Genomic DNA, 24921 nt, shown 5'->3' on the forward strand with positions numbered 1-24921 from the left:
GTTACAAGTGATGTAACTACAGGGTGTAATTGCTTGACTACTACAGTGCAAGCCAGCAAGATCACAAAGAGAATGAGTTTTATTTTTATTTAGAGAGTTACGCATGCAGGCTTTGCCATGCGGCGGCGCAGGAGTGAACATGCCACAGCATGTGGAAAATACCGCCCACAGAACGGGCATTGAACTACAACAGCTTTCTGCGGGTTATCGCCATAACACCATTGTCCACGATATCTGTCTCACTATCCCGCAAGGTAAAATGACGGTGCTGGTGGGGGCGAACGGCTCGGGTAAATCAACGTTGTTAAGCACAATCGCCCGTATGTTGAAACCGCACGGTGGCAGCGTATTACTGGATGGCAAAGCCATTCATCAGCAGCCCACCAAAGCGGTTTCACGGCAGCTCGGTATCCTGCCGCAATCCCCATTGGTGCCCGAAGGACTCACCGTTTTCGAACTGGTATCGCGCGGGCGTTTTCCCTGGCAGAACATGCTTTCGCAATGGACGGACGATGACGAGCGCGCCGTGGAGCAGGCACTCCAGTTGACCGGAACGGCTGATTTTGCGCATTTACCGGTAGAGAGCCTTTCCGGTGGGCAACGTCAGCGCTGCTGGATTGCGATGGCGCTGGCACAGCAAACGCCGGTCATCTTGTTGGATGAGCCGACTACGTTTCTCGATCTGCGCTATCAGGTGGAGATCCTCGAACTGCTGCATTCACTGACTCGCCATCATGGCCGTACAGTGGTTGTGGTCCTGCATGACCTGAATTTTGCCGTGAATTACGGGGACATGCTGGTGTTCCTCAAACAGGGGACGTTGCAGGGCGTCGTGCATGATGGCGAAAACTGCACGCCCGAGTTGATTAAGCATGTATTTGACGTCGACGTGCAGATGTCTGTGAATCCTCTCACCGGCAAACCGTTCTTTATGCCGTTCCGCGCGCCGGGCGGGCAAGCGCAATGACGGTCATGGCAACCACACAGGCTCGTCGCCGTGGCCGGTTTATGCTGGCGCTCCCCGTGTTAACGCTGCTGTTGTGTGTTCTGGCGGTGGTGCACCTGGGTGTTGGCGCACGCACTATCAGCCCGCAGACCGTCGTACAGGCGCTGTTCCACTTTGATGCGAAAAATTTTGACCACCGGATTATTGTCTCCTTACGTCTGCTGCGTATGACGGCGGCGATGCTGGTCGGCGCGGCGTTAGGTGTTGCGGGTGTGCTGTTGCAGGCATTGATTCGTAATCCGCTGGGAGAGCCGCATATTCTGGGGCTGAATGCCGGTGCGGCGTTTGTCGTTGTGTTGTGTGCCGCGCTTGGCGTGACGGGGGCAAGCCAGCCATTGCTGGCGGCAGGCGGTGCTGCGGCACTTTTTTCGTTGGTGATGGCGCTTTCATCTGCCGGGCGCGGTGGCTTAACGCCGCTGAAGGTCACGTTGTGCGGTGTGGCGTTGTCGGCCATGGTGTCATCGCTGACTGCGGCGATCCTGATTCTGGATGAACAAACCCTATTGGCAATGCGCACCTGGCTGGTGGGGGATCTCGCGGGTCTGAGTTGGGAAAGTGTCAAAAGCGCCGTTCCCCCGTCGCTTGCCGGTATGGTGCTGGCGCTCGCTATCGCGCCGGGCCTGAATATTCTGGCCCTCGGAGACCGTATGGCCTGTGGGTTAGGGGTGAACATTCTGCGCATACGCGTGCTGGCGATGATCGCCATTGCGCTGCTGTGCGGTGCGGCAGTCTCCGTCGTGGGGCCGCTGGGGTTTATCGGCCTGTTAGTACCTAACGTTATCCGCCGTCTGGTAACAGACGATATTCGTCAGATGCTACCGACGTCGGCATTGCTGGGTGCGGCGCTGCTGCTGCAGGCGGATATTGCCGCCCGCACGGTGCTGGCTCCGCAGGAGCTGGCTACAGGGATCATGACCGCCCTGGTGGGTGCTCCGGCGTTTATTTTCATTGCGTCGAGGTTTTTGAAATGAACGATCTGCTGCAGCGTGCAGGGCTTCGTGCATGGCGGGTGGGGGGATTTTCTCGTGTCATTCGTCCCAAAACCGTGCTGTACAGCCTCGGCCTGACGGTGCTGGCCATCGCATTACTGCTGTTCGGCGTGATGCAGGGTTCGCTCCCGGTTCCGGCTTCCGCTATCGGACGGGCGTTATTTGATCCTCAGGCGTTGACGGCTCAGCAACAGTATGTCGTTTGGGATGTTCGACTGCCGCGACTGCTGATGGCGCTTCTGTGCGGGGCGATGCTCGGATTGGCCGGGGCGGCAATGCAATCGATCACCCGCAATGGGTTGGCCGATCCCGGGCTTATCGGTGTCAAAGAAGGAAGTTGCGTGGTGGTGCTGGCCCTGGTGCTGCTTTTCCCGTCCGCTAGTCTGGTCTGGCGGCCCCTGGCGGGAATGGCCGGCGGCGCACTGGTCGCCACACTGGTGATGCTGCTGGCCCGTGATTTCTCCCGGCCTCGCTTCGTGTTGATAGGCATTGGTGTGTCATGGTTCTTTGCGGCGGGAATGGGCGTATTTATGACCACCGCCGATGTCCGTGACGTACAGACTGCGCTGGTCTGGCTGGCGGGCAGCCTTCATGCCGCCACCTGGCCACTGCTGCTGGTGGCGCTGGTCTGGACGTTGCCTGCGGCCGTTATCTTATTTGCCACGGCGCGAGCTTCGGATGTGGCGCTACTTGGCAATGCGACGGCAACGGGGCTGGGTGTACATCTACCCCGACTGGCGTTGTTGCGTTTTCTCGCGCCGGTTGTACTCACCGCCGCCAGTGTTGCCTGCGTGGGTAGCCTCGGTTTTGTCGGGTTGATGGCACCACACATGGCACGATTCTGGCTGCGTGGCGGACAAACAGCCCTGCTGTGGGGAAGTGCGTTGATCGGTGCGTTGCTGGTGCTGGTGACCGATACCGTGGGTCGTCTGGCGTTTGCACCACTGCAAATCCCAGCAGGGATCGTCATTGCCCTGGTCGGTGGACCGTTCTTTTTACTGTTGCTCTGGCGTCGCCGGGATCGTTTGTAATTGTTAAGAGGGTATATGCGCTTAATCTTTTCATTGCTGCTGCTGGTCGGCTGCACCGTCCAGGCGGCGGGGCCTGTTCAGTCATTTACTGACGATCTCGGGCGGGTGGTGAACGTACCGCTACATCCGCAGCGCATTGTGTCATTGCACGATCTCGACATCACTATTCCGCTGATCGAGCTGGGCGTGCCTCCGGTGGCCAGTCATGGCCGAACGCGCCCGGATGGCAGCCATTTTTTACGCTCCGGCGTGCTGCTGACCGGCGTGGATTTTGATAATTCGACCATGACGTATATCGGTACGGCAGACATTGATATTGAAGCCATTGTCGCCGCGAAACCGGATTTAATTATCACCGAACCCAGCCGTAACACGCCGATTGAGCAACTGGAAAAAATAGCGCCGACGGTCAGTATCGACCATCTCGATGGCGGTGCGCCGGAGATCTACCGCAAGCTGGCGCAACTGACAGGTACGCAGAACCGGCTGGCATTGCTGGAACGGCGCTACCGTGAAGAAATTGCCCAGCTCAAGCGGACGGTCGATACGCAGCACATCTCTGTGGCGGTAATACAGGCCAATCAGGGCAAAATTAATGCGTTGCACACCTATCATTCCCTGGGGCGAGTGTTACGCGATGCTGGCTTCACCTTCCCGAAGCTTATCGACAGCATTCCGCCGGGTGGGCGCATTGATGTCAGTGCGGAACGTCTGCCTGAACTGGATGCAGATTTTGTCTTCGCGACCTGGCGTGGCGATACCGGCGGTAAACCGCAGGATGAAATCGCGGCGATGGATGCGGTGATGCCTGGCTGGTGTGAGTTCCTGACCGCCTGCCAGCGCGGACATTACGTTTTACTCTCCCGTGAAGAGGCGATATCCAATTCCTATGCCTCGCTGAGCCTGATGGTGGCGCAGGTGCAAACGCACATCGCCGGACGATGGCTACCGGAGGCTAAATAATCATGCTGACGGCGAAAAAAGCCAAAAATCGTATTGATGTCTATGGTGACCGTTTTCGCGCCAGGGCGCATTTACTCTCGCCACGTATGCAGGCCGTGACGCGTTATATCAACGAGAACCGCGAAGTGGTGCTGGAGTTTACGGCGATCGAAATCGCAGCCGCCACTCAAACCTCTGATGCGACGGTGGTCAGGGCCATTCAGGCGCTGGGGTTTGCCGGGTTGCGCGATTTAAAGCAGACCATTGAACACTGGTTTGGTCCTGGCGTGACCTCAGAAGAGAAGATGACCACCACGGTGAATACGCTCTCTTGCGATGTGAACTCCAGTATTGATTTTGTCTTGCAGGGCCATCAGCGCACCTGTGAAGCCCTTTCTACACCGCAAAACCGCTATGCAATTGCGCAGGCGGTGGCATTATTGGTAGAAGCCCGTCAGGTGGGGATTTTTGGTATTGGCGCATCCGGCGTATTGGCGGATTATACCGCGCGTCTGCTTAGCCGTATTGGCCTGCCTGCGGTAGCGTTTAATCGCACCGGGATTAACCTCGCGGAGCAACTGATCGCATTGCAGCGGGGAGATGTGCTGATCATGATGGCGCAGAAATCACCGCACCGGGAAGGGCTGACGACCATTCGTGAGGCCAGGCGGTTGGGTGTCCCGGTTATTTTACTGACGAACGCACTGGACTCCCGTTTTAGTAAAGAAGCAGATGTGGTGATTAACGTGCCACGTGGCGGCGAGAATGGGAAAATGCCGCTTCACGGTACGGTACTGGTGTGTCTGGAAATGATCGTGCTGTCTGTCGCGTCTACCGCGCCGCAGCGGTCCATTAAATCTGTGAAGCGGATTAACGAACTGTATCGGGGTATTGGTAAATCCGGGGCGAAGAAATAAACCAGTGATACCCGATATGCAGGCCGGGTAGGGTGTCGTCACCACCCGGCATAAAGGCAGACAGATCAAACCATTAATGGCCGATCATTCTGGCCTTCGGGATCAACTGGAAATACATATGATCCGGCACCGGCGTTTGCCAGACGTTGGCGTACACCGCATAGCCTACGGCGGCAAACAAAATACCGAGCAGCAGTAGCGTCATTGTCCACCCTGATAACCTACCTTGTCGCCACCATGATTTCGGCGCTGTGCTGTGCCCTGATTGTGCGCCAGGCGGTGTCTTCAGTGACAGGGTTAGCGTTGAGGCTACCGGACAGGATTCCACACAGGTCATACATCCTGTGCACTCAACGGTGCGTACCTGAATTAAGCGATCGACCGGAATATTCGACGGGCAGTTCTTTGCGCATTTGCCGCAATCGATACAGCTGTCGGCGTTCCGGCGGATCTTAAACGGCGAAAGCAAAGAGAACAGACCAAGCAGTGCGCCATAAGGGCACAGATAACGGCACCACGCATTGCGAATAAACAGGCTCATAATGCTGATAACCGCCACCACGATGAGCGTCGTCGTGCCGATATGACGAAAGAAATCGAGCATCTTAACGTCGATAATCATGCCGTAGGCTGACATCAGAAAATACTGAATCCCCTGTGCTGGCATCGACAGGGCGATATACAGAAAGAAGCTCAGCAGCAGATATTTCAGGCTCAGCAAAGGGAGATCCAGCCAGCGAGGCAGGGTGAAGTTGCGACCCACTATTTTTTTGCCCAGATTACCTATCAGCTCAGACAGCGTCCCCACCGGGCACAACCACGAGCAGAACGCTTTTTTTAACAGCAAACTCATCAGGATAAAGGCAACCAGCAGCAGCATGGAAGCGGCGTGAATGGGGGGAAGAAAACCGGTTTCCAGTGTGTATCTGATATTCATCAGACCGGCAATGGGAAGCCATCCCTCAATACCGCCGGGTCTTGGGATATAAACGCTGGTACCGGCTGTTTCGAAATAGCGAACCCAATACCAGAACGTCACGCCAATATAGATATTGATGGCCAACAGGAGAAACTGGGTGGCTTTTCTCCAGCTACTGGCATTGCGCCAGTCATTCCACGGCAGTTTCCCTCCGACTGTTCCAGGGCGGCGCTGCCAGCGCGTTTTCTTCTTCCCGCTCATGATCTCTTATTATCCCTCATATTTCCCCCTGCATTCAGGAAGACTCATCACCGGGATATGCTACCGCTATAAAGATATAGTGTATTTGATTTGCATCTTATTAATCGGCTGCCATTTCTATCACGCTAATGGGCATGTATAAAAATAACAGCACGATATTTATCACAGGTCAGATAAATACCCTGAATGGGGTATTTATTTATCTGTGGGGGACGACAGTCATTCCTGGTACGTTTCTACGCGGTTACGGCCATGGCTTTTCGCCAGATAGAGCGCGCGATCGGCTTTATCAACCAGTTGTTTGTAGTCGGGGTGATAGTCATATTCGGCAACGCCGATACTGACAGTAATAGAGAAGGATTCAGTCATGGAAGCAGCGATACGCAGCTCGGCAATTTTCTTGCGCAGTGTTTCCAGAATAATCGAGGCCTGCGATTCGTCTGATTCGACCAGCAGGATCATAAACTCTTCACCACCATAGCGGAATACGTAATCGCTGCTGCGGATGTGCTCATAAATAACGGCTGCGACGTTTTTCAGCGTCATATCGCCAGTATTATGTCCGTAGCTGTCGTTGATCTGCTTAAAATAATCAATGTCCAGCATTGCCAGGGTAAAGGGTTTTCGTGAATGTAACGCCAGCGAGATTTCACGGCGCATAATAGTTGGAATAAAGCGGCGATTCAGCAGTTGGGTCAGCGAGTCTTTGCCATTTTCCTGTTTGACCAGCGCTTCAAACATTGAGGCGAGGAGAAAATGGATTTTGGCCGAAAGCTGTCGGACATCCTGCAATAAGCTCATCCGTTCGGTTTCGTCAGGCTGATGCTGATTCGAGAGCGTCTGTGTCAGACGGTTATCGATTTCAGCGATCACGGATTCCATTTCTGCCAACAGATTACCGCTGCCAAGAATGTGTTTTCCCTTATGGGAGAACCACATACCAAAATCAGAGTCTGCCAGGAACACCAGATCACCGGACGGTAATCCGGTCGCGATGTTGTAGATAAACTGATTTTCCCAATCGGTAAACGAACGGATTTGCCGTTCGCGCTCGACGTTGACGTCGTCGTAAATGGTCTGCAGCCGATACTGCTCCTGCGTGTGCAGCGAGTTTTGATAGCTCGGGGAGTAGGAAACGGTCATGGCCTCCAGCGCGGTGTCCATCGCCAGGCTGCTGAAACAGATAGCATCGCTCAACAGGCTGACAGAGTAGTCTGCCTTACTTTTCAGCAACTGATACAGCTCTTCTTTTAGCTTACGCGCCCCGCGGTTAACCAGATCGATAGGCAGGCCGATACGGGCGTGTACCACACCTATTTCACGCTGTTTTGCCAGCAAGAGCGGGAGGTCTTCATATGCGCTGCCGAGCACGCTGCGCAACCAGTCAAACATACTGCCGCTCAGGCGCGTACTGACCTGCTCGGTATTCAGAAACAACGCGCTCTCCGCGTGAGAGAGCATGTAGTCATAAAAAACGGTCACTAAATGGCGGATCTCATCGTCGCTTAACCCTGAGAGGATCGTATGAACGTCAGGGGATGTCTGGCGTATTAGCGCCCGCCATTCTGAAAGGAGTAATGTGTCGTTTACGGGATCAACCTGTTCCATCTCACAGCCACTCAAATGTGATTGAAAAATTCAGGCGGTATTACGGACAATTACCTCACGATGGTCAAGTGAAACTCTCTTTACGCATTAACGATGGCGAATACCTTCATAAATCAGCCTTAAGGCGAAGACGCCGATGATGGCACCAATCACCCGGCTGGCAACGCGCTGAATACGACCATATGCACGACGCACCGCAGGAAGAGAAAACGCCTGGCTGAGAAAAATACGCCAAATAACAGAAGAAAGCACAATGCCTGCCCATGCCATCAGCCTGGCCCAGGTTGGGGTTTCTGCGCTTAAGGTGACCGAGAAAATACTAATAAAAAACAGTACGGTTTGCGGATTGGATAAATCCGTTAACAGCCCGCGACGAAAGAATACGTACCAGGGGGCGGAGATTGGTTGCTGTAAGGTGGGCATTTGCGGTGTGGCCTGATGGCGTATGCTATTCCAGGCAAACCACAGTAAGTAGGCACCGCCGACGATTTTTATCAGTGAGAATATCTCTTCACATTGGGTGATAAGCGTCGCCATACCAAACAGGCCAAGCCCGGAGTAGAACGCATCGCCCAAGGCAACGCCCAGACCGGTCATTACACCCGCGCGTCGCCCCGACGCCAGGCTGGTTTGCACCACCACGAACAGGTTTGCTCCGGGGTTGAAAAAGGTTAAAACAAACAGGCTAACGGTGAGCACGACGGCGTGCAGAGGTTCCATAGACAACGATTCCATCAGTGAGAAAATGAATGTTTACCCGCAGGTCATTTAAGAATCTGCACCTACTATAGTTTTAGTGCAATCAATATTCTGAGTATTCACTCACAGTGCACCATCAAACGCAGTTAATTTCTCAATGTCATCATTAACACTATTTGTGTCACCGGAATCGTTGGATAACGCGGCAGCGCTGGATCGCCTGTTGTGGCTACGGCGCAAGATTTCTTTATATTTCCGTTGGCTCTGGATCTTTTAATCAGGCTGAACTACTTATTAATCATCCTTGACTCGCATGATGGATGTTCAGGGGGCGATGATGGCATATATAACAAAACCTGGAGCTTTGATATGAAAACTGGATATAAAGTACTTATTGGTGCGTTAGCTTTAGTTTTTTCCAACGCCTATGCTGCGGAATTTATGACAAAACTTGAGTTTGAAAAGGTTGAGTCGCAGTACACAAAAATCGGTGATATTTCAACGAGTAATGAAGTTTCTGTTGCAGATGCTAAAGAAGAGCTGCTGAAGAAAGCCGAAGAGAAAGGCGCTGATGTGGTGGTATTAACCTCCGGCCAAACGGATAACAAAATCCATGGCACAGCTAATATTTACAAGAAAAAATAATGCGCTGCATTGAAAGATAAAATACCCGCCAGCCTCTGTACTGGCGGGTTATTCTTTTAACCTGCGCCAAAACGTGGTTCGGCTGATACCGAGATATCGTGCCGCCGCTGTTTTATCGCCGTTGAATTGTGCCAGCACCTGTTGTGGTGTCAGTGATGATGATATCTGGGGTATTTCGGCGACAGTCGCCAGCTCGGGCAATAATTGCTGCAAGAAATGGACGTTAAGTTCTGGTTGTGGCTCAACGCTTAAAAATAATGCCAGACGCTCCATCATATTGCGTAGCTCACGAATATTCCCCGGCCAGCCGTAATTCAGCAGCATATGTTGGCTGAGCCCCAGTCCTTTACGCACAGGCTCAGAAAACGGCACATCTAATTCCGCCAGTGACTGTTTTAAAAAGCCTTCCGCCAGCGGTAAAATATCGGGTAGCCGTTCGCGTAGCGGGGGGAGTTTGAGGCGCAGAATGCTCAGGCGATAAAACAGATCGGTACGAAACTCGCCTTGTTTCATCTCTTGTTCCAGGTTGCAGTGCGTGGCGCTAATCACCCGTACCTCTACCGGAATGGGTTGATGTCCACCTACCCGGGTGACCTCTTTTTCTTCCAGTACGCGCAGCAGTCGGGTTTGTAGCGGCAACGGCATTTCACCTATCTCATCAAGAAACAGTGTTCCGCCGTGGGCGATTTCAAACAGACCCGCGCGTCCGCCGCGCCGTGAGCCGGTAAAAGCACCATCCTCATAGCCGAACAACTCCGCTTCCAGTAAGGATTCGGTGATTGCCCCGCAGTTGACGGCAACAAACGGTGGTGAGGGTTTACCGCGTCGATTCTCCTGACGGGTGAAATATTCACGATGAATGGCCTGCGCCGCCAGCTCTTTCCCCGTCCCCGTTTCGCCCTGAATCAGCACCGGTGCGCGAGAACGGGCATAGAGCATTATGGTGTGCCGTACCTGTTCCATCTGAGCAGAGTGGCCGCGCATATCTCCCAGTGCATAGCGGGTGCGCAGCGTATCGCCAGACGCGTATTGACCATTTCGCCGTAGCGTCAGGCGCGTCATATCCAGCGCATCGACAAAGGCCTGGCGCACGGTAGCAGCTGAATAGATAAAGATGCCGGTCATACCGGCTTCTTCCGCCAGATCGGTAATGAGTCCCGCCCCGACCACTGCTTGAGTGCCGTTGGCCTTCAGCTCGTTGATTTGTCCTCGGGCATCTTCTTCGGTGATATAGCTACGCTGTTCAAGCTGTAAATTGAAGGTCTTTTGAAAGGCGAGAAGCGCAGGAATGGTTTCCTGATAGGTAATGACGCCAATCGATGACGTGAGTTTTCCCGCTTTCGCCAATGCCTGTAGCACATCGAAGCCGCTGGGTTTAATCAGGATCACTGGAATTGATAAGCGGCTTTTCAGATAGGCACCGTTGGAGCCCGCCGCAATGATCGCATCACAACGCTCGCTCGCCAGCTTCTTGCGGATATAGGTGACCGCTTTTTCAAAACCGAGCTGGATAGGGGTGATGGTCGCCAGGTGGTCGAACTCGAGGCTGATGTCGCGGAACAGTTCAAACAAACGCGTAACGGAGACCGTCCAGATAACCGGTTTGTCGTCATTCATCCGCGGCGGAAGATGCGTATCAGCCATAACCAACTCAAAAAGTAAGGAACCGAATATTGGGTTTAGTTGTGTTTCATAAATGTTGCAATGAAACGTTCATCTCGGTTTCATGAAACGATAGCTGACACGCTTTTGTACATAAAAAATGCAGGATTTAAATGTAATTATTTGTTTTAAAAGTGAAAAATAGAATTTGAGCAAAAATTCAGGTCTTTGGCATACCCCTTGCTTTAGGTTAATCAACGAACGATAACAAGTTGATAACAAGAGGACGGGATATGTCTCTACACTCCCCAGGGCAGGCGTTCCGCGCTGCGCTCACCAAAGAAAATCCATTACAAATCGTGGGTACCATTAACGCCAACCATGCGCTCCTGGCCCAACGCGCCGGATACCAGGCAATTTACCTGTCAGGCGGCGGCGTGGCGGCCGGCTCATTGGGATTGCCCGACCTCGGTATCTCTACGCTGGATGATGTGCTGACCGATATCCGCCGTATCACCGACGTTTGCCCACTACCGTTGCTGGTGGATGCTGATATCGGGTTTGGATCGTCGGCATTTAACGTGGCGCGAACCGTGAAGTCGATTGCCAAAGCCGGTGCTGCTGCGCTGCACATTGAAGATCAGATCGGCGCTAAGCGCTGCGGTCATCGCCCGAACAAGGCGATCGTCTCGAAAGAAGAGATGGTCGACAGGATCCGCGCCGCCGTGGATGCGCGCACCGATCCCAACTTTGTCATCATGGCGCGTACCGATGCGCTGGCGGTGGAAGGGTTAGAGGCGGCTATCGATCGTGCGCAGGCGTATGTCGAAGCGGGCGCTGACATGCTGTTCCCGGAAGCGATCACCGAGCTGTCTATGTACCGCCAGTTTGCCGATGCGGTGCAGGTGCCGATCCTCGCTAACATTACCGAATTTGGTGCGACACCGCTGTTCACCACTGATGAGCTGCGCAGTGCAAATGTGGCGATGGCGCTCTATCCGCTGTCTGCCTTCCGTGCCATGAACCGCGCCGCTGAACGGGTATACAACGTGCTGCGCCAGGAAGGTACGCAAAAGAGCGTAATCAACATTATGCAGACACGCAACGAGTTGTACGAAAGCATCAACTACTACCAGTTCGAAGAGAAACTCGACGCGCTGTACACCACGAAGCCGTAGGCCTGATAAGGCGCAGCTGCCATCAGGCAATGCCGGATGGCACTACGTTTATCCGGCCTACAACGTACTACGCGATGCATACCCTCAATACCCTATATATAAAAAATAACGAGGACAACATGAGCGACACAACGATCCTGCAAAACAGTACCCATGTCATTAAGCCGAAAAAATCCGTCGCGCTGTCCGGCGTCCCCGCCGGAAATACGGCGCTGTGTACCGTTGGTAAAAGCGGTAACGATTTACACTATCGTGGCTACGATATTCTCGACCTGGCGCAGCAGTGTGAATTTGAAGAGGTTGCGCACCTGCTGATCCACGGAAAATTGCCTACCCGCGATGAGCTCAACGCCTACAAGAGCAAATTAAAAGCGCTGCGTGGCTTACCCGCTAACGTGCGTACCGTGCTGGAAGCGCTGCCGGCAGCATCACACCCGATGGACGTCATGCGAACCGGTGTCTCCGCGTTAGGTTGTACATTGCCGGAAAAAGAGGGGCATACCGTCTCTGGCGCACGCGACATCGCTGACAAACTTTTAGCCTCACTCAGCTCAATCCTTTTGTATTGGTATCACTACAGTCACAACGGTGAGCGTATCCAGCCGGAAACTGACGATGATTCGATTGGCGGCCACTTCCTGCATCTGCTGCATGGCGAAAAACCCTCGCAAAGCTGGGAAAAGGCGATGCATATTTCGCTGGTGCTGTACGCCGAGCACGAATTTAACGCCTCCACCTTTACCGGCAGAGTGATCGCCGGTACTGGCTCAGACATGTATTCCGCGATTATCGGGGCGATTGGCGCACTGCGCGGCCCGAAACACGGCGGAGCCAACGAGGTATCGCTGGAAATCCAGCAGCGTTATGAAACACCGGATGAAGCCGAAGCGGATATCCGCAAACGTGTGGAAAACAAAGAAGTGGTTATTGGCTTTGGACATCCGGTGTACACCATTGCCGACCCGCGTCATCAGGTTATTAAGCGCGTGGCGAAACAACTCTCTCAGGAAGGCGGTTCGCTGAAAATGTACAACATCGCCGACCGTCTGGAAGAGGTGATGTGGGAAACGAAAAAAATGTTCCCTAACCTCGACTGGTTCTCGGCGGTCTCCTACAACATGATGGGCGTCCCCACCGAAATGTTCACACCGCTGTTTGTCATCGCCCGTGTTACTGGCTGGGCGGCGCACATTATCGAACAGCGTCAGGACAACAAAATTATCCGTCCTTCTGCCAATTATGTTGGCCCGGAAGATCGCGAATTCGTTGCAATTGAAAAACGTTGCTAATGCCAAACCTCTAAAGATAAAAAAACAGGAAATGTACCCTATGTCTGCACATATTTCGAACGTTCGCCCTGAATTTGACCGTGAAATTGTTGATATCGTTGACTACGTTATGAATTACGAGATCACCTCAAAGGTGGCGTATGACACTGCACATTATTGCCTGCTTGATACCCTCGGCTGCGGCCTGGAAGCGCTGGAATATCCGGCCTGTAAAAAGCTGTTAGGGCCGATTGTGCCGGGTACGGTGGTACCGAACGGCGTTCGTGTGCCGGGTACCCAGTTCCAGCTCGATCCCGTTCAGGCGGCGTTTAACATCGGCGCGATGATCCGCTGGCTGGACTTCAACGACACCTGGCTGGCCGCTGAATGGGGCCATCCTTCCGATAACCTCGGCGGTATTCTGGCGACGGCTGACTGGTTGTCACGCAATGCGGTGGCGGCGGGAAAAGCGCCGTTAACCATGAAAAAAGTGCTGACCGGCATGATTAAAGCCCACGAAATTCAGGGCTGTATCGCGCTGGAAAACTCCTTTAACCGCGTTGGACTTGACCACGTCCTGCTGGTGAAAGTCGCCTCGACCGCCGTTGTTGCCGAAATGCTCGGATTGACCCGCGATGAGATCCTTAATGCGGTGTCGCTGGCGTGGGTCGACGGACAGTCGCTGCGCACCTATCGCCATGCCCCGAATACCGGCACACGTAAATCCTGGGCTGCTGGCGATGCCACTTCCCGCGCAGTGCGTCTGGCGCTGATGGCGAAAACCGGCGAGATGGGCTACCCGTCTGCGCTGACGGCAAAAACCTGGGGCTTTTATGACGTCTCCTTCAAAGGGGAATCGTTCCGCTTCCAGCGCCCGTACGGCTCATACGTGATGGAAAACGTGTTGTTTAAAATCTCCTTCCCGGCCGAGTTCCACTCACAAACAGCGGTTGAAGCGGCGATGACGCTGTATGAACAACTGCAGGCGGCGGGTAAAACGGCGGCGGATATCGAAAAAGTGACCATTCGTACGCACGAAGCCTGTATTCGTATCATCGATAAAAAAGGTCCACTGAATAACCCGGCGGATCGTGACCACTGCATTCAGTATATGGTGGCTATCCCGCTGCTGTTCGGACGCTTAACCGCAGCGGATTACGAAGACGGTGTGGCGCAGGACAAACGCATTGATGCGCTGCGCGAGAAGATCAATTGCTTCGAAGACCCAACCTTTACCGCGGACTATCACGACCCGGAAAAACGCGCCATCGCAAACGCCATCACCGTGGAATTTACCGATGGATCACGTTTTGAAGAAGTGGTGGTGGAGTACCCCATCGGCCACGCGCGTCGTCGTCATGACGGGATGCCGAAACTGGTCGAAAAATTCAAAATCAACCTGGCGCGTCAGTTCCCGACCCGTCAGCAGCAGCGCATTCTGGATGTCTCCCTGAACAGAGCAAGCCTGGAGCAGATGCCAGTCAACGAATACCTTGATTTGTTCGTTATCTAAACCTGCGTGCGGCAAGGCGTAAGTTCAACAGGAGAGCATTATGTCTTATAGCGATTTTTATCAGCGTTCGATTACGCAACCTGAGTCGTTCTGGGCCGAGCAGGCCCAGCGTATTGACTGGCAGCAGCCGTTTGCTCAGGTACTGGATCATCGTCATCCACCGTTTGCTCGCTGGTTTTGTGGCGGGACGACTAATCTGTGCCATAACGCCATCGACCGCTGGCTGGAGAAACAGCCTGACGCGCTGGCGCTGATCGCGGTTTCATCGGAAACCGAAGAAGAGCGCACATTTACCTTTCGTCAGTTGTATGACGAGGTAAACGTCGCGGCGGCGATGTTGCTGTCGCTGGGCGTACAGCGCGGCGACAGGGTGCTGGTTTATATGCCGATGATCGCCGAGGCGCACATTACGCTGCTGGCCTGTGCGCGGATTGGGGCGATCCATTCCGTGGTATTTGGCGGATTTGCCTCGCACAGTGTGGCGGCGCGGATCGACGATGCCCAGCCAAAGGTCATCGTATCGGCGGATGCCGGGGCGCGAGGCGGCAAGATCCTGCCGTATAAAAAGCTGCTCGATGATGCGATTGCGCAGGCTCAGCATCAACCGCGCCATGTGGTACTGGTCGATCGTGGCCTGGCGAAAATGGCGTGGGTTGAAGGACGCGACCTCGACTTTGCCGCGCTGCGCCAACAGCATCTCGGCGCACGCGTGCCGGTGGTCTGGCTGGAATCGAATGAAACTTCCTGCATTCTCTACACGTCCGGTACAACCGGTAAACCAAAAGGCGTGCAGCGTGATGTCGGCGGTTATGCGGTAGCGCTGGCCACCTCGATGGACACCATTTTTGGTGGCAAAGCGGGCTGCGTGTTCTTCTGCGCGTCGGATATCGGCTGGGTGGTGGGGCACTCGTACATCGTCTATGCCCCGTTGCTGGCGGGGATGGCGACAGTGGTGTACGAAGGGTTGCCAACCTGGCCGGACTGCGGCGTGTGGTGGAAAATCGTTGAAAAATATCAGGTCAGCCGGATGTTCTCGGCGCCGACCGCCATCCGCGTGCTGAAGAAATTCCCGACCGCGCAGATCCGTAATCACGATCTCTCTTCGTTGGAAGTGCTGTATCTGGCCGGCGAGCCGCTGGATGAACCGACGGCAAGCTGGGTAACCCAAACGCTGGGGGTTCCGGTTATCGACAACTACTGGCAGACCGAATCTGGCTGGCCGATTATGGCGATTGCCCGCGGGCTGGACGACCGACCGTCGCGTCTGGGCAGTCCTGGCGTGCCGATGTACGGCTACAACGTGCAACTCCTCAATGAAGTGACTGGCGAACCTTGTGCTGCAAATGAGAAGGGGATGCTGGTGATTGAAGGGCCGTTGCCGCCGGGTTGCATTCAGACCATCTGGGGCGATGATGAACGCTTTGTGAATACCTACTGGTCGCTGTTCTCCCGCCAGGTGTACGCCACCTTTGACTGGGGCATTCGTGACGACGATGGTTACTACTTCATTCTGGGGCGTACGGATGACGTGATCAACGTCGCCGGACACCGGCTGGGCACGCGTGAGATAGAAGAGAGTATCTCCAGCTATCCGAACGTTGCTGAGGTAGCGGTAGTGGGGGTGAAAGATGCGCTAAAAGGGCAGGTGGCCGTCGCGTTTGTCATTCCAAAGCAGAGTGACAGTCTGGAAGACCGCGACATTGCGCATTCTGAAGAGAAGGCGATTATGGCGCTGGTGGACAGTCAGATTGGTAACTTTGGCCGCCCGGCACATGTCTGGTTTGTGTCACAATTGCCGAAAACACGCTCCGGAAAAATGCTCAGGCGTACGATCCAGGCGATCTGCGAAGGCCGCGATCCTGGCGATCTGACCACCATTGACGATCCGACATCGTTGCAGCAAATCCGCCAGGCGATCGAGGAGTAAGGCGTTTCCGGATGGTGGCTTCGCCTTATCCGGCCTACGAAACCGCGTACCGTAGGCCGGATGAGCGCCGCGCCATCCGGCGCAGAGTTAGCGCCAACTCAGCTGATAATGATAACGCCCTGCGCTCAACTGAAATTCCGGCGACACTGAAGGGCTCCACGAATCATCCCCGCCGACGCCCATATGGAAACCGTCAATGTTGAGCCATGTTCCGGCTTCAGGCTGCAGCAGGTGACGATGGCTGGTTTCCATCAGTTGCTTCTGGCTGTAACGGCTGATGTTGAACTGGAAGTCACCACGCCACAGGTGCGCCCCGTAGCGTAATTCGCGTGTCCCGCAGCGCAGGCCGTTTTCACTCGGGAAGACGTACGGCGTATACATCTCATCCAGCGTCAGATCCCAACGATCAAAACAGGCAGCGCTCAGGCGATCCGGGTAGTTCTCGTGCGGCCCAAGGCCTAACCAGTTTACCCGTTCAGCCACCTGCGCCAACTGGCAGCTTAGGCCGATACGCGCCGGGTGCGGTGTTCCGCTGGCCACATCGACATCCACGGTAATCTGCATCTCGCCGTGGCTGTCGAAATGATACGATTTACGGCTGACAAACAGCGTTTCGCCCTGATACTGCCAGGCATGCGCGGTGGTGATAAGGATGCTGTTCGACAGCGCTTCGGCCTCGCATTGCACTAGTAGTGGCTCAGCACGGTAATGGCCCGCGGCCTTCCAGCGTTCGACCCAGGCATTAGGATCGATACGCGTGACTTCGCTGATGCCGATATCGTTATCCAGCGGCGCGCGGGTAAACTGATCGATTAACGGTGCTAACAGCTGTGCTTCTGCGGCCAGCCAGTATTGCGTCAGTAAACCTGTCCGGCGGCAGAATTCCCAGCGTTTATCGCTGACGATTACCGTAAACGTGTCATCGCGGGTCGTCAGCTGTGGCGCTGTGCTGGCGCGAGGTTTAAGCGCCAGACTGAGTTTCTCTTCCAGCTTCCACTGCTGCCAGGCACTGATATGCCCGGCGTCTGACCACGCAGTAGCCTGGGGTTGTTCCACGCGCACCGTCAGCCACAGCTGGCCTGCGGTTTCCGGCATCGGGATAGCCGGCAGGGTAATCAACTGGCGGCCCTGTGGGGCGATATTCAGAGCGATTTCTCCGGCGGCCAGCGGGTTGCCGTCCTGGGTGATGGACCAGTGCAGTATTTCGTTATCGCTGTGGCGGAACAGGTATTCGCTGCGTACTTCAATCTGGCGCTCGTCACCCGGTAACAGCGTAAACTGGAAAAACTGCTGCGCGTGTTTGGCCTCATACAGCGACGGATGCGGCGTGCGGTCGGCAAATACCAGCCCATTCATGCAGAACTGGCGGTCATTCGGTGTGTCGCCAAAATCCCCGCCGTAGGCTGACCATGGATTACCGTTGTCGTCATATTTAATAAGCGACTGATCGACCCAGTCCCAGACGAACCCTCCTTGCAGACGCGGATACTGGCGGAATGCCTGCCAGTATTTGGCGTAGCCGCCGAGGCTGTTACCCATCGCGTGAGCATATTCGCAGAGGATCAGCGGGCGCAGTTCGCCGGGCATCGACAGCCATTTTTTGATTGACCATTTGGGGACCGCCGGGAAGGGCTGATCCTGGTCTACGCGGGCGTACATCGGGCAAATAATGTCGGTGGCTACGGTATCCGCGCCGCCGCCTTCGTACTGTACCGGACGAGAGGGATCTTCCGATTTCAGCCAACGATACAGCGCGTCGTGGTTCGCGCCGTGACCGGACTCATTGCCCAGCGACCAGATGATGATACTTGGGTGATTGCGGTCACGCTGTACCATGCGCGTGACGCGCTGGCTCATGGCAGGAAGCCATGTAGGGTCGTCGCTCAGGCGATTCATGGGCACCATACCGTGGGTTTCGATATTGGCCTCATCCACCACATACAGGCCGTAGCGGTCGCACAGGGTGTACCATAGCGGGTGGTTTGGGTAATGTGAGCAACGCACGGCGTTAAAGTTGTTCTGTTTCATCAGGATGATGTCCTGCACCATCGTCGCTTCGTCCATCACCTGACCGTTTTGCGGGTGATGTTCGTGGCGGTTAGCACCACGAATCAGCAGCGGTTGACCATTCAGCAACAGCAGGCCGTTTTCGATGCGGACCTCGCGGAAGCCGACGTCACAGGCCTCGGCTTCAATCAGCGTACCGTCAGCAGTATGAAGCTGCACCACGGCGCGGTACAGATTAGGCGTTTCGGCACTCCACAACGCCGGGTGTTGAACGTTGAGGCGCAGCGTAGTGCGATCATGATAAGCGCCGCGTTCATCAACAATCTCGCTGCCGGGCGGTGAGGTGAGTTCGCCAACCAACGTTTCGCCGTTCCACAATTGCAGGGTTACGCGTACATCTTCACGCTCGTCGCCTGCTATCCGGACTTCCGCTTCCAGCACCGCGCGGCTGAAATCATCATTAAAGCGGGTGTTGATACGTAGGTCACGGATCTGTGTTGTGGGTTTATGCAGCAAAGAAACGTCGCGAAAGATGCCGCTCATGCGCCACATATCCTGATCTTCCAGATAGCTGCCATCGCTCCAGCGCAGCACCATGACGGCCAGGCGGTTTTCGCCGTGCAGCAGATAATCGCGAAGATCAAATTCAGACGGCAGGCGGCTGTCCTGACCGTAGCCGACCCAACGACCGTTGCACCACAGATGAAACGCGGAGTTCACGCCGTCAAAAATAATGCGCGTCTGACCCTCATCTAACCACGCATCTTCGATACTAAATGTGAGCGAGTAACACCCGGTAGGGTTCTGCGTCGGAACAGCGGGCGGATTGACCGGGAATGGATAGGTGATATTGGAGTAGATTGGCGCATCATAACCGCTCATCTGCCAGTTAGACGGTACGCAGAGGGTATCGGCCTGCGGTAAATCATTCTCAAGCCAGCTTTCTGGCACGGCCTCTGGTGCGGCAAACCAGGCGAATTGCCACTCGCCATTTAACGAAATCCGTTGGGAAGAAGGCCGGTTGTTATGGGCATCATCCACGCAGCGCCAGCTACAAAATGGTGGGTGTGCCTCCAGACGGTTTATCTGTGTGACGCCGGGGTTTTCCCAGTCACGGCGCGCCAGTACGGCGGCAAGTGAGTCCGAGCTCAGAGTCATAGCGGTATCTCATTTTTGTTATTCGCTCACAATTTAATAAACATAAGGCATGCGGTGAGACGCTGTAAAGCCGTGCGGGTTTAATGGGTGAACTGACTCACAGTAATTAGCGTTCGCCGGATGGCAGCAGAGACACCTGACGCGCCAGTTGCATCAACGACTCCGCCAGCATCTGTGGCGTGGCGGTTTGTGTGTCAGGCGGCAGTACGGTTTTCCGTTCGACCAGCGTGACCGGCAGCAGCAGATTGCCGGGGGCGGACATGCCCTGCGTAAGCTGCAACAGCCTGTCAACGCTGGTCTGCCCGAGAGTGGAGAAATCCTGCCTGATGGTGGTCAGCGGCGGGATGTAGCAGGCACTGTCTTCGGTGTCGTCGTAGCCGATCACGGAGATATCCGCTGCAACTCGCAGGCCAGATTCGCTGATTGCCCGCATTGCGCCCAGCGCCATTTGATCATTGGCGACCAGCATAGCGGTTGGAACGATACCGTCGTTAAGCATGTGCATGGTTTGATGAAAGCCGGACAGGGCGCTCCAGTCACCTTCACGTTCCGCAATGGGACGTAGCTGATGGTGAGCCAGGTATTTATGCCACCCGCTATGCCTTAACCTGGCGGAGACCGATGAGTGCGGCCCGGACAGCAGGGCAATGCGCTGATGTCCGTGTTGAATCAGATGTTCAACGCCGAGTCGCGCGCCGTCATCATGGGAGAAAACGACGCTATTAATCGGCACCTGGTCAGAGACATCGAGAAACAATACGGGCACCGTGCCGCAGGTGGCGGCGACCATCATGGCGTCTTCTTCATCCAGCGGATAGTTGATGATAAGCCCGGTTACGCGTTGAGAAAGCAGGTTGTGTATCGCGGCTTTACACGCCTCAACGCCACTACGCTCAACCATGGCGATCACCACGCTGGCACCGGACTGGTCGGCGCGGCTTTTTATGGCGGCCACAATTTGCGAGGGGGCATGCAGAGCAAGATTCGATGTGGCTACACCAATCAACGGCGTCTGTTTGCCTGCCAGTTGCTGCGCGACGCGGTTAGGAATGTAATTGAGCTCCGCCATCGCGGCCTCAACTTTTTGCCGGGTTTTTGTGGAAACGTGGCTGGCCTGATTTACGACGCGTGAGACGGTCTGGTAAGAGACGCCAGCATGGTCTGCGACATCGTATAGCGTTACCGGTTTCACATTGTTCACCCTGATCATGACATTATCCACGCGCTATCATGCCACAGCGCAGACTATTTTTGGCTATTTGCGGTCGGGTTCTGCGAGTTGCATTCCAGGGACATGAATTGGGCGATGACAGGTCAACAGCCTTTATGCTTAACATAATGATAGAACAGCAGAAAAGTGAGGACATCGTGAGCGATGCTGCGGCAAACAACATTCTTTCTATCTATCGACGTCATGCGGAGGCTTTTGCCCGCCAGCGTTCGCGCGCACTGTTTGAAAAAAACTGGCTGGATAAGTTCATCGCGGTGATGGGCGGGCAGGGCCATATTGTGGATATTGGCTGCGGAAACGGCCAACCGATTGCCGGTTATTTTATCCAGCAAGGTTTACAGCTAACGGGGATTGACGGCTCGGCGGCGATGTTGGCGCGTGCCCGGCTCGCCTTTCCTGGGCAGCGCTGGCTGGAGCAGGATATGCGCGAGCTAACGCTTGATGAAACCTTTGATGGTCTGATCGCCTGGGACAGCTTTTTCCATTTAACCCAGTTGGACCAGCAAAAGATGTTCCCCATTTTTGACCGTCTCAGCCATCCCGGCAGCGCGCTGATGTTTACCAGCGGCACGGGCAATGGCATCGCCATGGGACAATTTGAGGGCGAGCCGCTGTTTCACGCCAGCCTCGCGCCTGATGAGTACCATGCATTGCTGTCGGCACACGGCTTTACGGTGATAGAGAGGGTGATGGAAGATCCGCACTGTACCGGGCACACCATCTGGCTGGCGCAAAAAAGAGGTTAATCGCCGCGAAAGGTTTTACGCCATTCAGCCGGACTGACGCCGAAGCGGGATTTAAAATGCTGCCGCCAGGTGACGGGGGAGAGAAAACCCACCTGTTCGGCAATGCGTTCAACGGGTAGCTGACTGGATTCCAGCAAAATCTGGCTGCGGCGCAGACGCTCGGTAATCAGCCATTCCGCCACGCTTGACCCGGTGGCCTTCATAAAATGACGGGTCAGCGTGCGACGACTCATCATTACCCGCTGCGCCAGAACGTCGAGGTTATGCGGCTCGTGGAGATGTTGGCGCAAATAGTCGAGCAGGGCGTTGATGCGTTGATCCTGGGTATTTTTCGCGACCGGTTGTTCGATAAACTGGGCCTGACCGCCCTCACGATGCGGTGGCACAATCATCCGACGGGCAATCTGATTCGCCACCGTGCTGCCAAAACGCTGGCGGATCACGTACAAACAGCAATCCAGCGCAGCGGCGGTACCTGCCGAGGTAATTATGCCGTCGTCATCCACGTACAGTGCGTTGATATCCAGGTGGGCCGCAGGAAAGCGCGCCTGAAAATCCTGCTCGAACTCCCAGTGCGTAGCTGCCCGTTTACCATCCAGTAACCTCGCATAGCCGAGGACAAACGCCCCCAGGCACAGCCCAACAATCTGTGCGCCGTTTTGCCGCGCACGGTTGAGCGCATCAAGCAGGCTTTGTGGTGGACGATGCGCGGTGGTGCCCCACCAGGGGATCACCACGATATCCGCAGCCTCCACCGCGTCATAGCCATGGGTTGCGGTAACGGAGAAACCATCCTGCGAGGAGATGATGCCCGGTTTTTCGGCGCACATCTGTACCTCAAAGCGCTTTTTCGCCGCCATTTTGTCACTGAAAATGATGCACGGCACCGAGAAGTGAAACGGGCTGAAATCTTCCACGGCAACAATGGCGACGGTAAGCGGTTGCATACGATTCCTTTGTAGAGATTAAAATGTCAGGGTTTCCCCATCTTCCGGCACGTGGACACATTGCGCAATCTGGTTGTCGCGGGCGTACTCTTTCAGGGCCGCGCGGGTCAACAGACAATGGTTAATCGCCTCCATATGGGTCGCCACAATTTGTGCTTCGGGTAGTGTGAAGTGGGTTTTCAGCACATCTTCCGCGCCCATGATAATTGGGCCAAACCCGATGACGTGCGCAAAACCCGCGTTCAGAACCACCACGCCAGGCTGGAAAGTATGCATGTTGGCTTCCACCTCGTCTCGCCAGAGGGTGTCCCCGACCAGATACAACGTTTTTTCCGCCGGATGCATAAAGATAACGCCACAGGCATCACCCAGGCGCTCTGCCATTTGTGGAATGGCATAGGCGCGATCTGAGCCGTGCTGGCCGCCGGTTTTACGCAGAGTGATAGCGCCGACCACGGTATTGTGCGTCAGCACGGTGAGTTGTGTGAAACCCTGCTCCCGCAGTACGTGTGCATCATGGTCATTTTGCACATAGATTGGTTTGTCTTTCGGCACGACTCGAGCGGCAACCTCGTCCCAGTGATCTTCATGCAGATGGGTCACGATAATCGCATCGACATTTAGCAGGGTATCGATGTCGATGGGCAGGTCGACGGTTGGGTTGCGAATTTCGGCACGTGCGGTTCCGGCAAAACCCGGATATGCGCCTTTCGCGGCTAGCATAGGATCGACCAGAAAAGTCATTCCACCAAAGGTGATGTGCTGTGTGGCATTACGGATTTGCGTGATGTTCATGGTGTGCGCTCTACGTGTTGGGTCAGTGGTGTCATCGTAGAGTGTTGTCCAGAAGATGAATGTGGGCAAATGGGCGACTACCGATGGGATTGGGCCAATTGCAACGCAATGATGTCGGTAGGAGAGGGCGGGGCGTTTATCAGGCCTACCGAACGAATCTTTATTGGCTGTGTTTAATCACCGGGTTATCGACTGAGTTATTTAATGCGTTGGAAAATGATTAAAGAGAGTTGATTTAAACTAAGCTTATGTTTTTTTTATAACACTATTTAATCCTCCACTATTATACCGAACTGAATAAAAATACAGTCAATCAAGTATGGGCAGATTTATTAAATGGGAAGTGGTTCCAGAAAATATAGCGGATAAATACAACGTATTACAGTGAATAAAACAGATCGCGAACCATGAAATAACAGTGCTATCATTCACCCCAGACGCGGCAGGCAACTGCTGGCACACGCATTTACCCCGGAGCACCTGATGAACAACGACATTCCGCTAAAATATTATGATATCGCTGATGAGTACGCGACCGAGGCCGCAAAGCCGGTAAGCGATGCCGAACGCGATGCGCTGGCGCACTACTTCCAGCAACTGATCACCCGTTTGATGAACAACGAAGAGATCAGCGAAGACGCGCAGCAGGAGATGGCAACTGTGGCCGGCGTCGACGCACAGCGTATTGATGATATCGCGGAGTTCCTCAATCGCTGGGGTAACGAGTAGCCAAAGACGGGGCCTGTGTTTTACACTGCGCGCAAATTGAGTAGGTATACTCTACGAGTATTCGGTTTAATCAGGCGGAAACAGCAATGAACGGAACAATCACAACGTGGTTTAAAGATAAAGGCTTTGGATTTATCAAAGATGAAAACGGCGACAACCGCTATTTTCATGTGATTAAGGTTGCTAATCCTGAGCTGATCAAGAAAGACGCGGCGGTGACTTTTGAACCCACCACCAACAACAAAGGCCTGTCTGCCTATGCGGTAAAAGTCATACCCGACAGCAAGTACATCTATATCGCGGGCGAGCGCCTGAAGCTCACAGCGATCAAGTCTTACCTGGTGTACAGCGAAGAAGTGCCGGTTGAAACCCGTATCGACAAAGAAAACGCGGTGCTGTCTGTCGGCGTGCTGATGAACAGCATCCGACCGAAATCAGACGTGAAGCCAGGCGAAATGCGCACGCTGAAAAAGCTGGCGATCACAACCTTCCAGGGCACGACGCTGATCTTCTCGGAAGATGAAATTGACATCGACGAGACGGTGAAACTGCTGAAAGTCTGACGTCCTTCAGAGTGAATGAATGCCGAAACGCTGCGCTTTTCAAAAGCAGTGTTTCGGTTTTTTTTTGCATTCAGCCAGACTGGGCAGGTATGTGGGCGCAAAAGTGGCTTTGTGTCAGAAGCAAATGTGAACGTTTTATATAAAAAGTGAACGCGGGACATGCCGGGGTTATTACTTTTGATTCTCTTGTCTTATCTATTATTGCTACGACTCCATTATTAAAAATAAAAACAGAAGCAC

At 54.5% G+C, this 24921-nt stretch carries 21 protein-coding genes; 13 read left to right on the forward strand and 8 right to left on the reverse strand.

What is annotated here, in order from left to right:
• Window positions 1–139: 139 nt before the first annotated feature.
• From NNO02_RS16520 to NNO02_RS16540, 5 genes are read left to right on the forward strand one after another with little or no spacing between them, the layout of a single operon-like run.
• Window positions 140–967, forward strand: a complete 828-nt coding sequence (locus NNO02_RS16520) for an ABC transporter ATP-binding protein (RefSeq protein ID WP_137384452.1) — start codon at window positions 140–142, stop codon at window positions 965–967.
• Window positions 964–1977 carry a FecCD family ABC transporter permease gene (locus tag NNO02_RS16525; RefSeq protein WP_271455272.1) on the forward strand — a complete coding sequence of 338 codons (1014 nt, stop codon included), beginning with the start codon at window positions 964–966 and terminating at the stop codon, window positions 1975–1977. Before NNO02_RS16520 ends, NNO02_RS16525 begins: the two co-directional genes overlap by 4 nt.
• Entirely contained in the window at window positions 1974–3026 is a 1053-nt protein-coding gene (locus NNO02_RS16530) for a FecCD family ABC transporter permease (RefSeq protein WP_271455273.1), read from the forward strand. The genes NNO02_RS16525 and NNO02_RS16530 overlap by 4 nt, the downstream gene beginning before the upstream one ends.
• A gap of 15 nt (window positions 3027–3041) precedes the next feature.
• Window positions 3042–3989 (forward strand): iron-siderophore ABC transporter substrate-binding protein, encoded by a 948-nt coding sequence (locus NNO02_RS16535; protein ID WP_271455274.1) that lies wholly within the window; start codon window positions 3042–3044, stop codon window positions 3987–3989.
• A gap of 2 nt (window positions 3990–3991) precedes the next feature.
• Complete coding sequence (locus tag NNO02_RS16540; protein WP_271441869.1) at window positions 3992–4885, forward strand: MurR/RpiR family transcriptional regulator; 894 nt, start codon at window positions 3992–3994, stop codon at window positions 4883–4885.
• Between the two features lie 73 nt (window positions 4886–4958).
• On the opposite strand, the gene NNO02_RS16545 is transcribed toward NNO02_RS16540, so the two are convergent.
• From NNO02_RS16545 to NNO02_RS16555, 3 genes are all read right to left on the reverse strand, one after another.
• A complete protein-coding gene (locus NNO02_RS16545) occupies window positions 4959–6065 on the reverse strand; it encodes a 4Fe-4S binding protein (protein ID WP_271455275.1) in 1107 nt (368 codons plus the stop codon).
• 219 nt (window positions 6066–6284) lie between these two features.
• Window positions 6285–7673, reverse strand: a complete 1389-nt coding sequence (locus NNO02_RS16550) for a diguanylate cyclase (protein ID WP_271455276.1) — start codon at window positions 7671–7673, stop codon at window positions 6285–6287.
• A gap of 87 nt (window positions 7674–7760) precedes the next feature.
• Complete coding sequence (locus NNO02_RS16555) at window positions 7761–8393, reverse strand: LysE family transporter (protein WP_137384458.1); 633 nt, start codon at window positions 8391–8393, stop codon at window positions 7761–7763.
• Window positions 8394–8741: 348 nt separating this feature from the next.
• Here NNO02_RS16555 and yahO point away from each other — a divergent pair, with 348 nt between their 5' ends.
• Window positions 8742–9017: a DUF1471 family periplasmic protein YahO gene (yahO, locus tag NNO02_RS16560; RefSeq protein WP_003830901.1), complete on the forward strand. Its 276-nt coding sequence runs from the start codon at window positions 8742–8744 to the stop codon at window positions 9015–9017.
• A gap of 48 nt (window positions 9018–9065) precedes the next feature.
• On the opposite strand, the gene prpR is transcribed toward yahO, so the two are convergent.
• Window positions 9066–10661: a propionate catabolism operon regulatory protein PrpR gene (gene prpR, locus NNO02_RS16565; RefSeq protein WP_271455277.1), complete on the reverse strand. Its 1596-nt coding sequence runs from the start codon at window positions 10659–10661 to the stop codon at window positions 9066–9068.
• 251 nt (window positions 10662–10912) lie between these two features.
• On the opposite strand from prpR, the gene prpB reads away from it, so the two are divergent.
• The 4 genes from prpB (at window position 10913) to prpE (ending at window position 16505) form a co-directional block, all read left to right on the forward strand.
• A complete protein-coding gene (gene prpB / locus NNO02_RS16570) occupies window positions 10913–11797 on the forward strand; it encodes a methylisocitrate lyase (protein ID WP_271455278.1) in 885 nt (294 codons plus the stop codon).
• 119 nt (window positions 11798–11916) lie between these two features.
• Entirely contained in the window at window positions 11917–13086 is a 1170-nt protein-coding gene (gene prpC / locus NNO02_RS16575) for a bifunctional 2-methylcitrate synthase/citrate synthase (RefSeq protein WP_271455279.1), read from the forward strand.
• A 40-nt stretch (window positions 13087–13126) separates the two neighbouring features.
• The gene (locus NNO02_RS16580) at window positions 13127–14578 is read left to right on the forward strand and encodes a bifunctional 2-methylcitrate dehydratase/aconitate hydratase (protein ID WP_137384461.1); all 1452 of its coding nucleotides are present in this window, start codon (window positions 13127–13129) and stop codon (window positions 14576–14578) included.
• Window positions 14579–14618: 40 nt separating this feature from the next.
• The gene (gene prpE / locus NNO02_RS16585) at window positions 14619–16505 is read left to right on the forward strand and encodes a propionate--CoA ligase (RefSeq protein WP_271455280.1); all 1887 of its coding nucleotides are present in this window, start codon (window positions 14619–14621) and stop codon (window positions 16503–16505) included.
• 87 nt (window positions 16506–16592) lie between these two features.
• Here the strand turns inward: prpE and NNO02_RS16590 are convergent, their stop codons facing one another.
• Window positions 16593–19670 carry a beta-galactosidase gene (locus NNO02_RS16590; RefSeq protein WP_271455281.1) on the reverse strand — a complete coding sequence of 1026 codons (3078 nt, stop codon included), beginning with the start codon at window positions 19668–19670 and terminating at the stop codon, window positions 16593–16595.
• A gap of 106 nt (window positions 19671–19776) precedes the next feature.
• Window positions 19777–20871 (reverse strand): LacI family DNA-binding transcriptional regulator, encoded by a 1095-nt coding sequence (locus tag NNO02_RS16595; protein WP_271455285.1) that lies wholly within the window; start codon window positions 20869–20871, stop codon window positions 19777–19779.
• A gap of 125 nt (window positions 20872–20996) precedes the next feature.
• Here NNO02_RS16595 and NNO02_RS16600 point away from each other — a divergent pair, with 125 nt between their 5' ends.
• Complete coding sequence (locus tag NNO02_RS16600) at window positions 20997–21647, forward strand: class I SAM-dependent DNA methyltransferase (protein WP_271455282.1); 651 nt, start codon at window positions 20997–20999, stop codon at window positions 21645–21647.
• On the opposite strand, the gene NNO02_RS16605 is transcribed toward NNO02_RS16600, so the two are convergent.
• On the reverse strand, window positions 21644–22594 hold the full coding sequence (locus NNO02_RS16605) for a GlxA family transcriptional regulator (protein ID WP_271455283.1): 951 nt from the start codon (window positions 22592–22594) through the stop codon (window positions 21644–21646). The genes NNO02_RS16600 and NNO02_RS16605 overlap by 4 nt on opposite strands.
• Window positions 22595–22612: 18 nt before the next feature.
• Window positions 22613–23389: an MBL fold metallo-hydrolase gene (locus tag NNO02_RS16610; RefSeq protein ID WP_271455284.1), complete on the reverse strand. Its 777-nt coding sequence runs from the start codon at window positions 23387–23389 to the stop codon at window positions 22613–22615.
• Window positions 23390–23872: 483 nt separating this feature from the next.
• On the opposite strand from NNO02_RS16610, the gene NNO02_RS16615 reads away from it, so the two are divergent.
• The gene (locus NNO02_RS16615) at window positions 23873–24118 is read left to right on the forward strand and encodes a YmjA family protein (protein WP_005127954.1); all 246 of its coding nucleotides are present in this window, start codon (window positions 23873–23875) and stop codon (window positions 24116–24118) included.
• Between the two features lie 86 nt (window positions 24119–24204).
• Entirely contained in the window at window positions 24205–24681 is a 477-nt protein-coding gene (locus NNO02_RS16620) for a cold-shock protein (protein WP_048212495.1), read from the forward strand.
• The last annotated feature ends 240 nt before the right edge of the window (window positions 24682–24921 follow it).

The organism is Citrobacter sp. Awk 2, assembly GCF_028069815.1.
Classification (GTDB): domain Bacteria; phylum Pseudomonadota; class Gammaproteobacteria; order Enterobacterales; family Enterobacteriaceae; genus Citrobacter.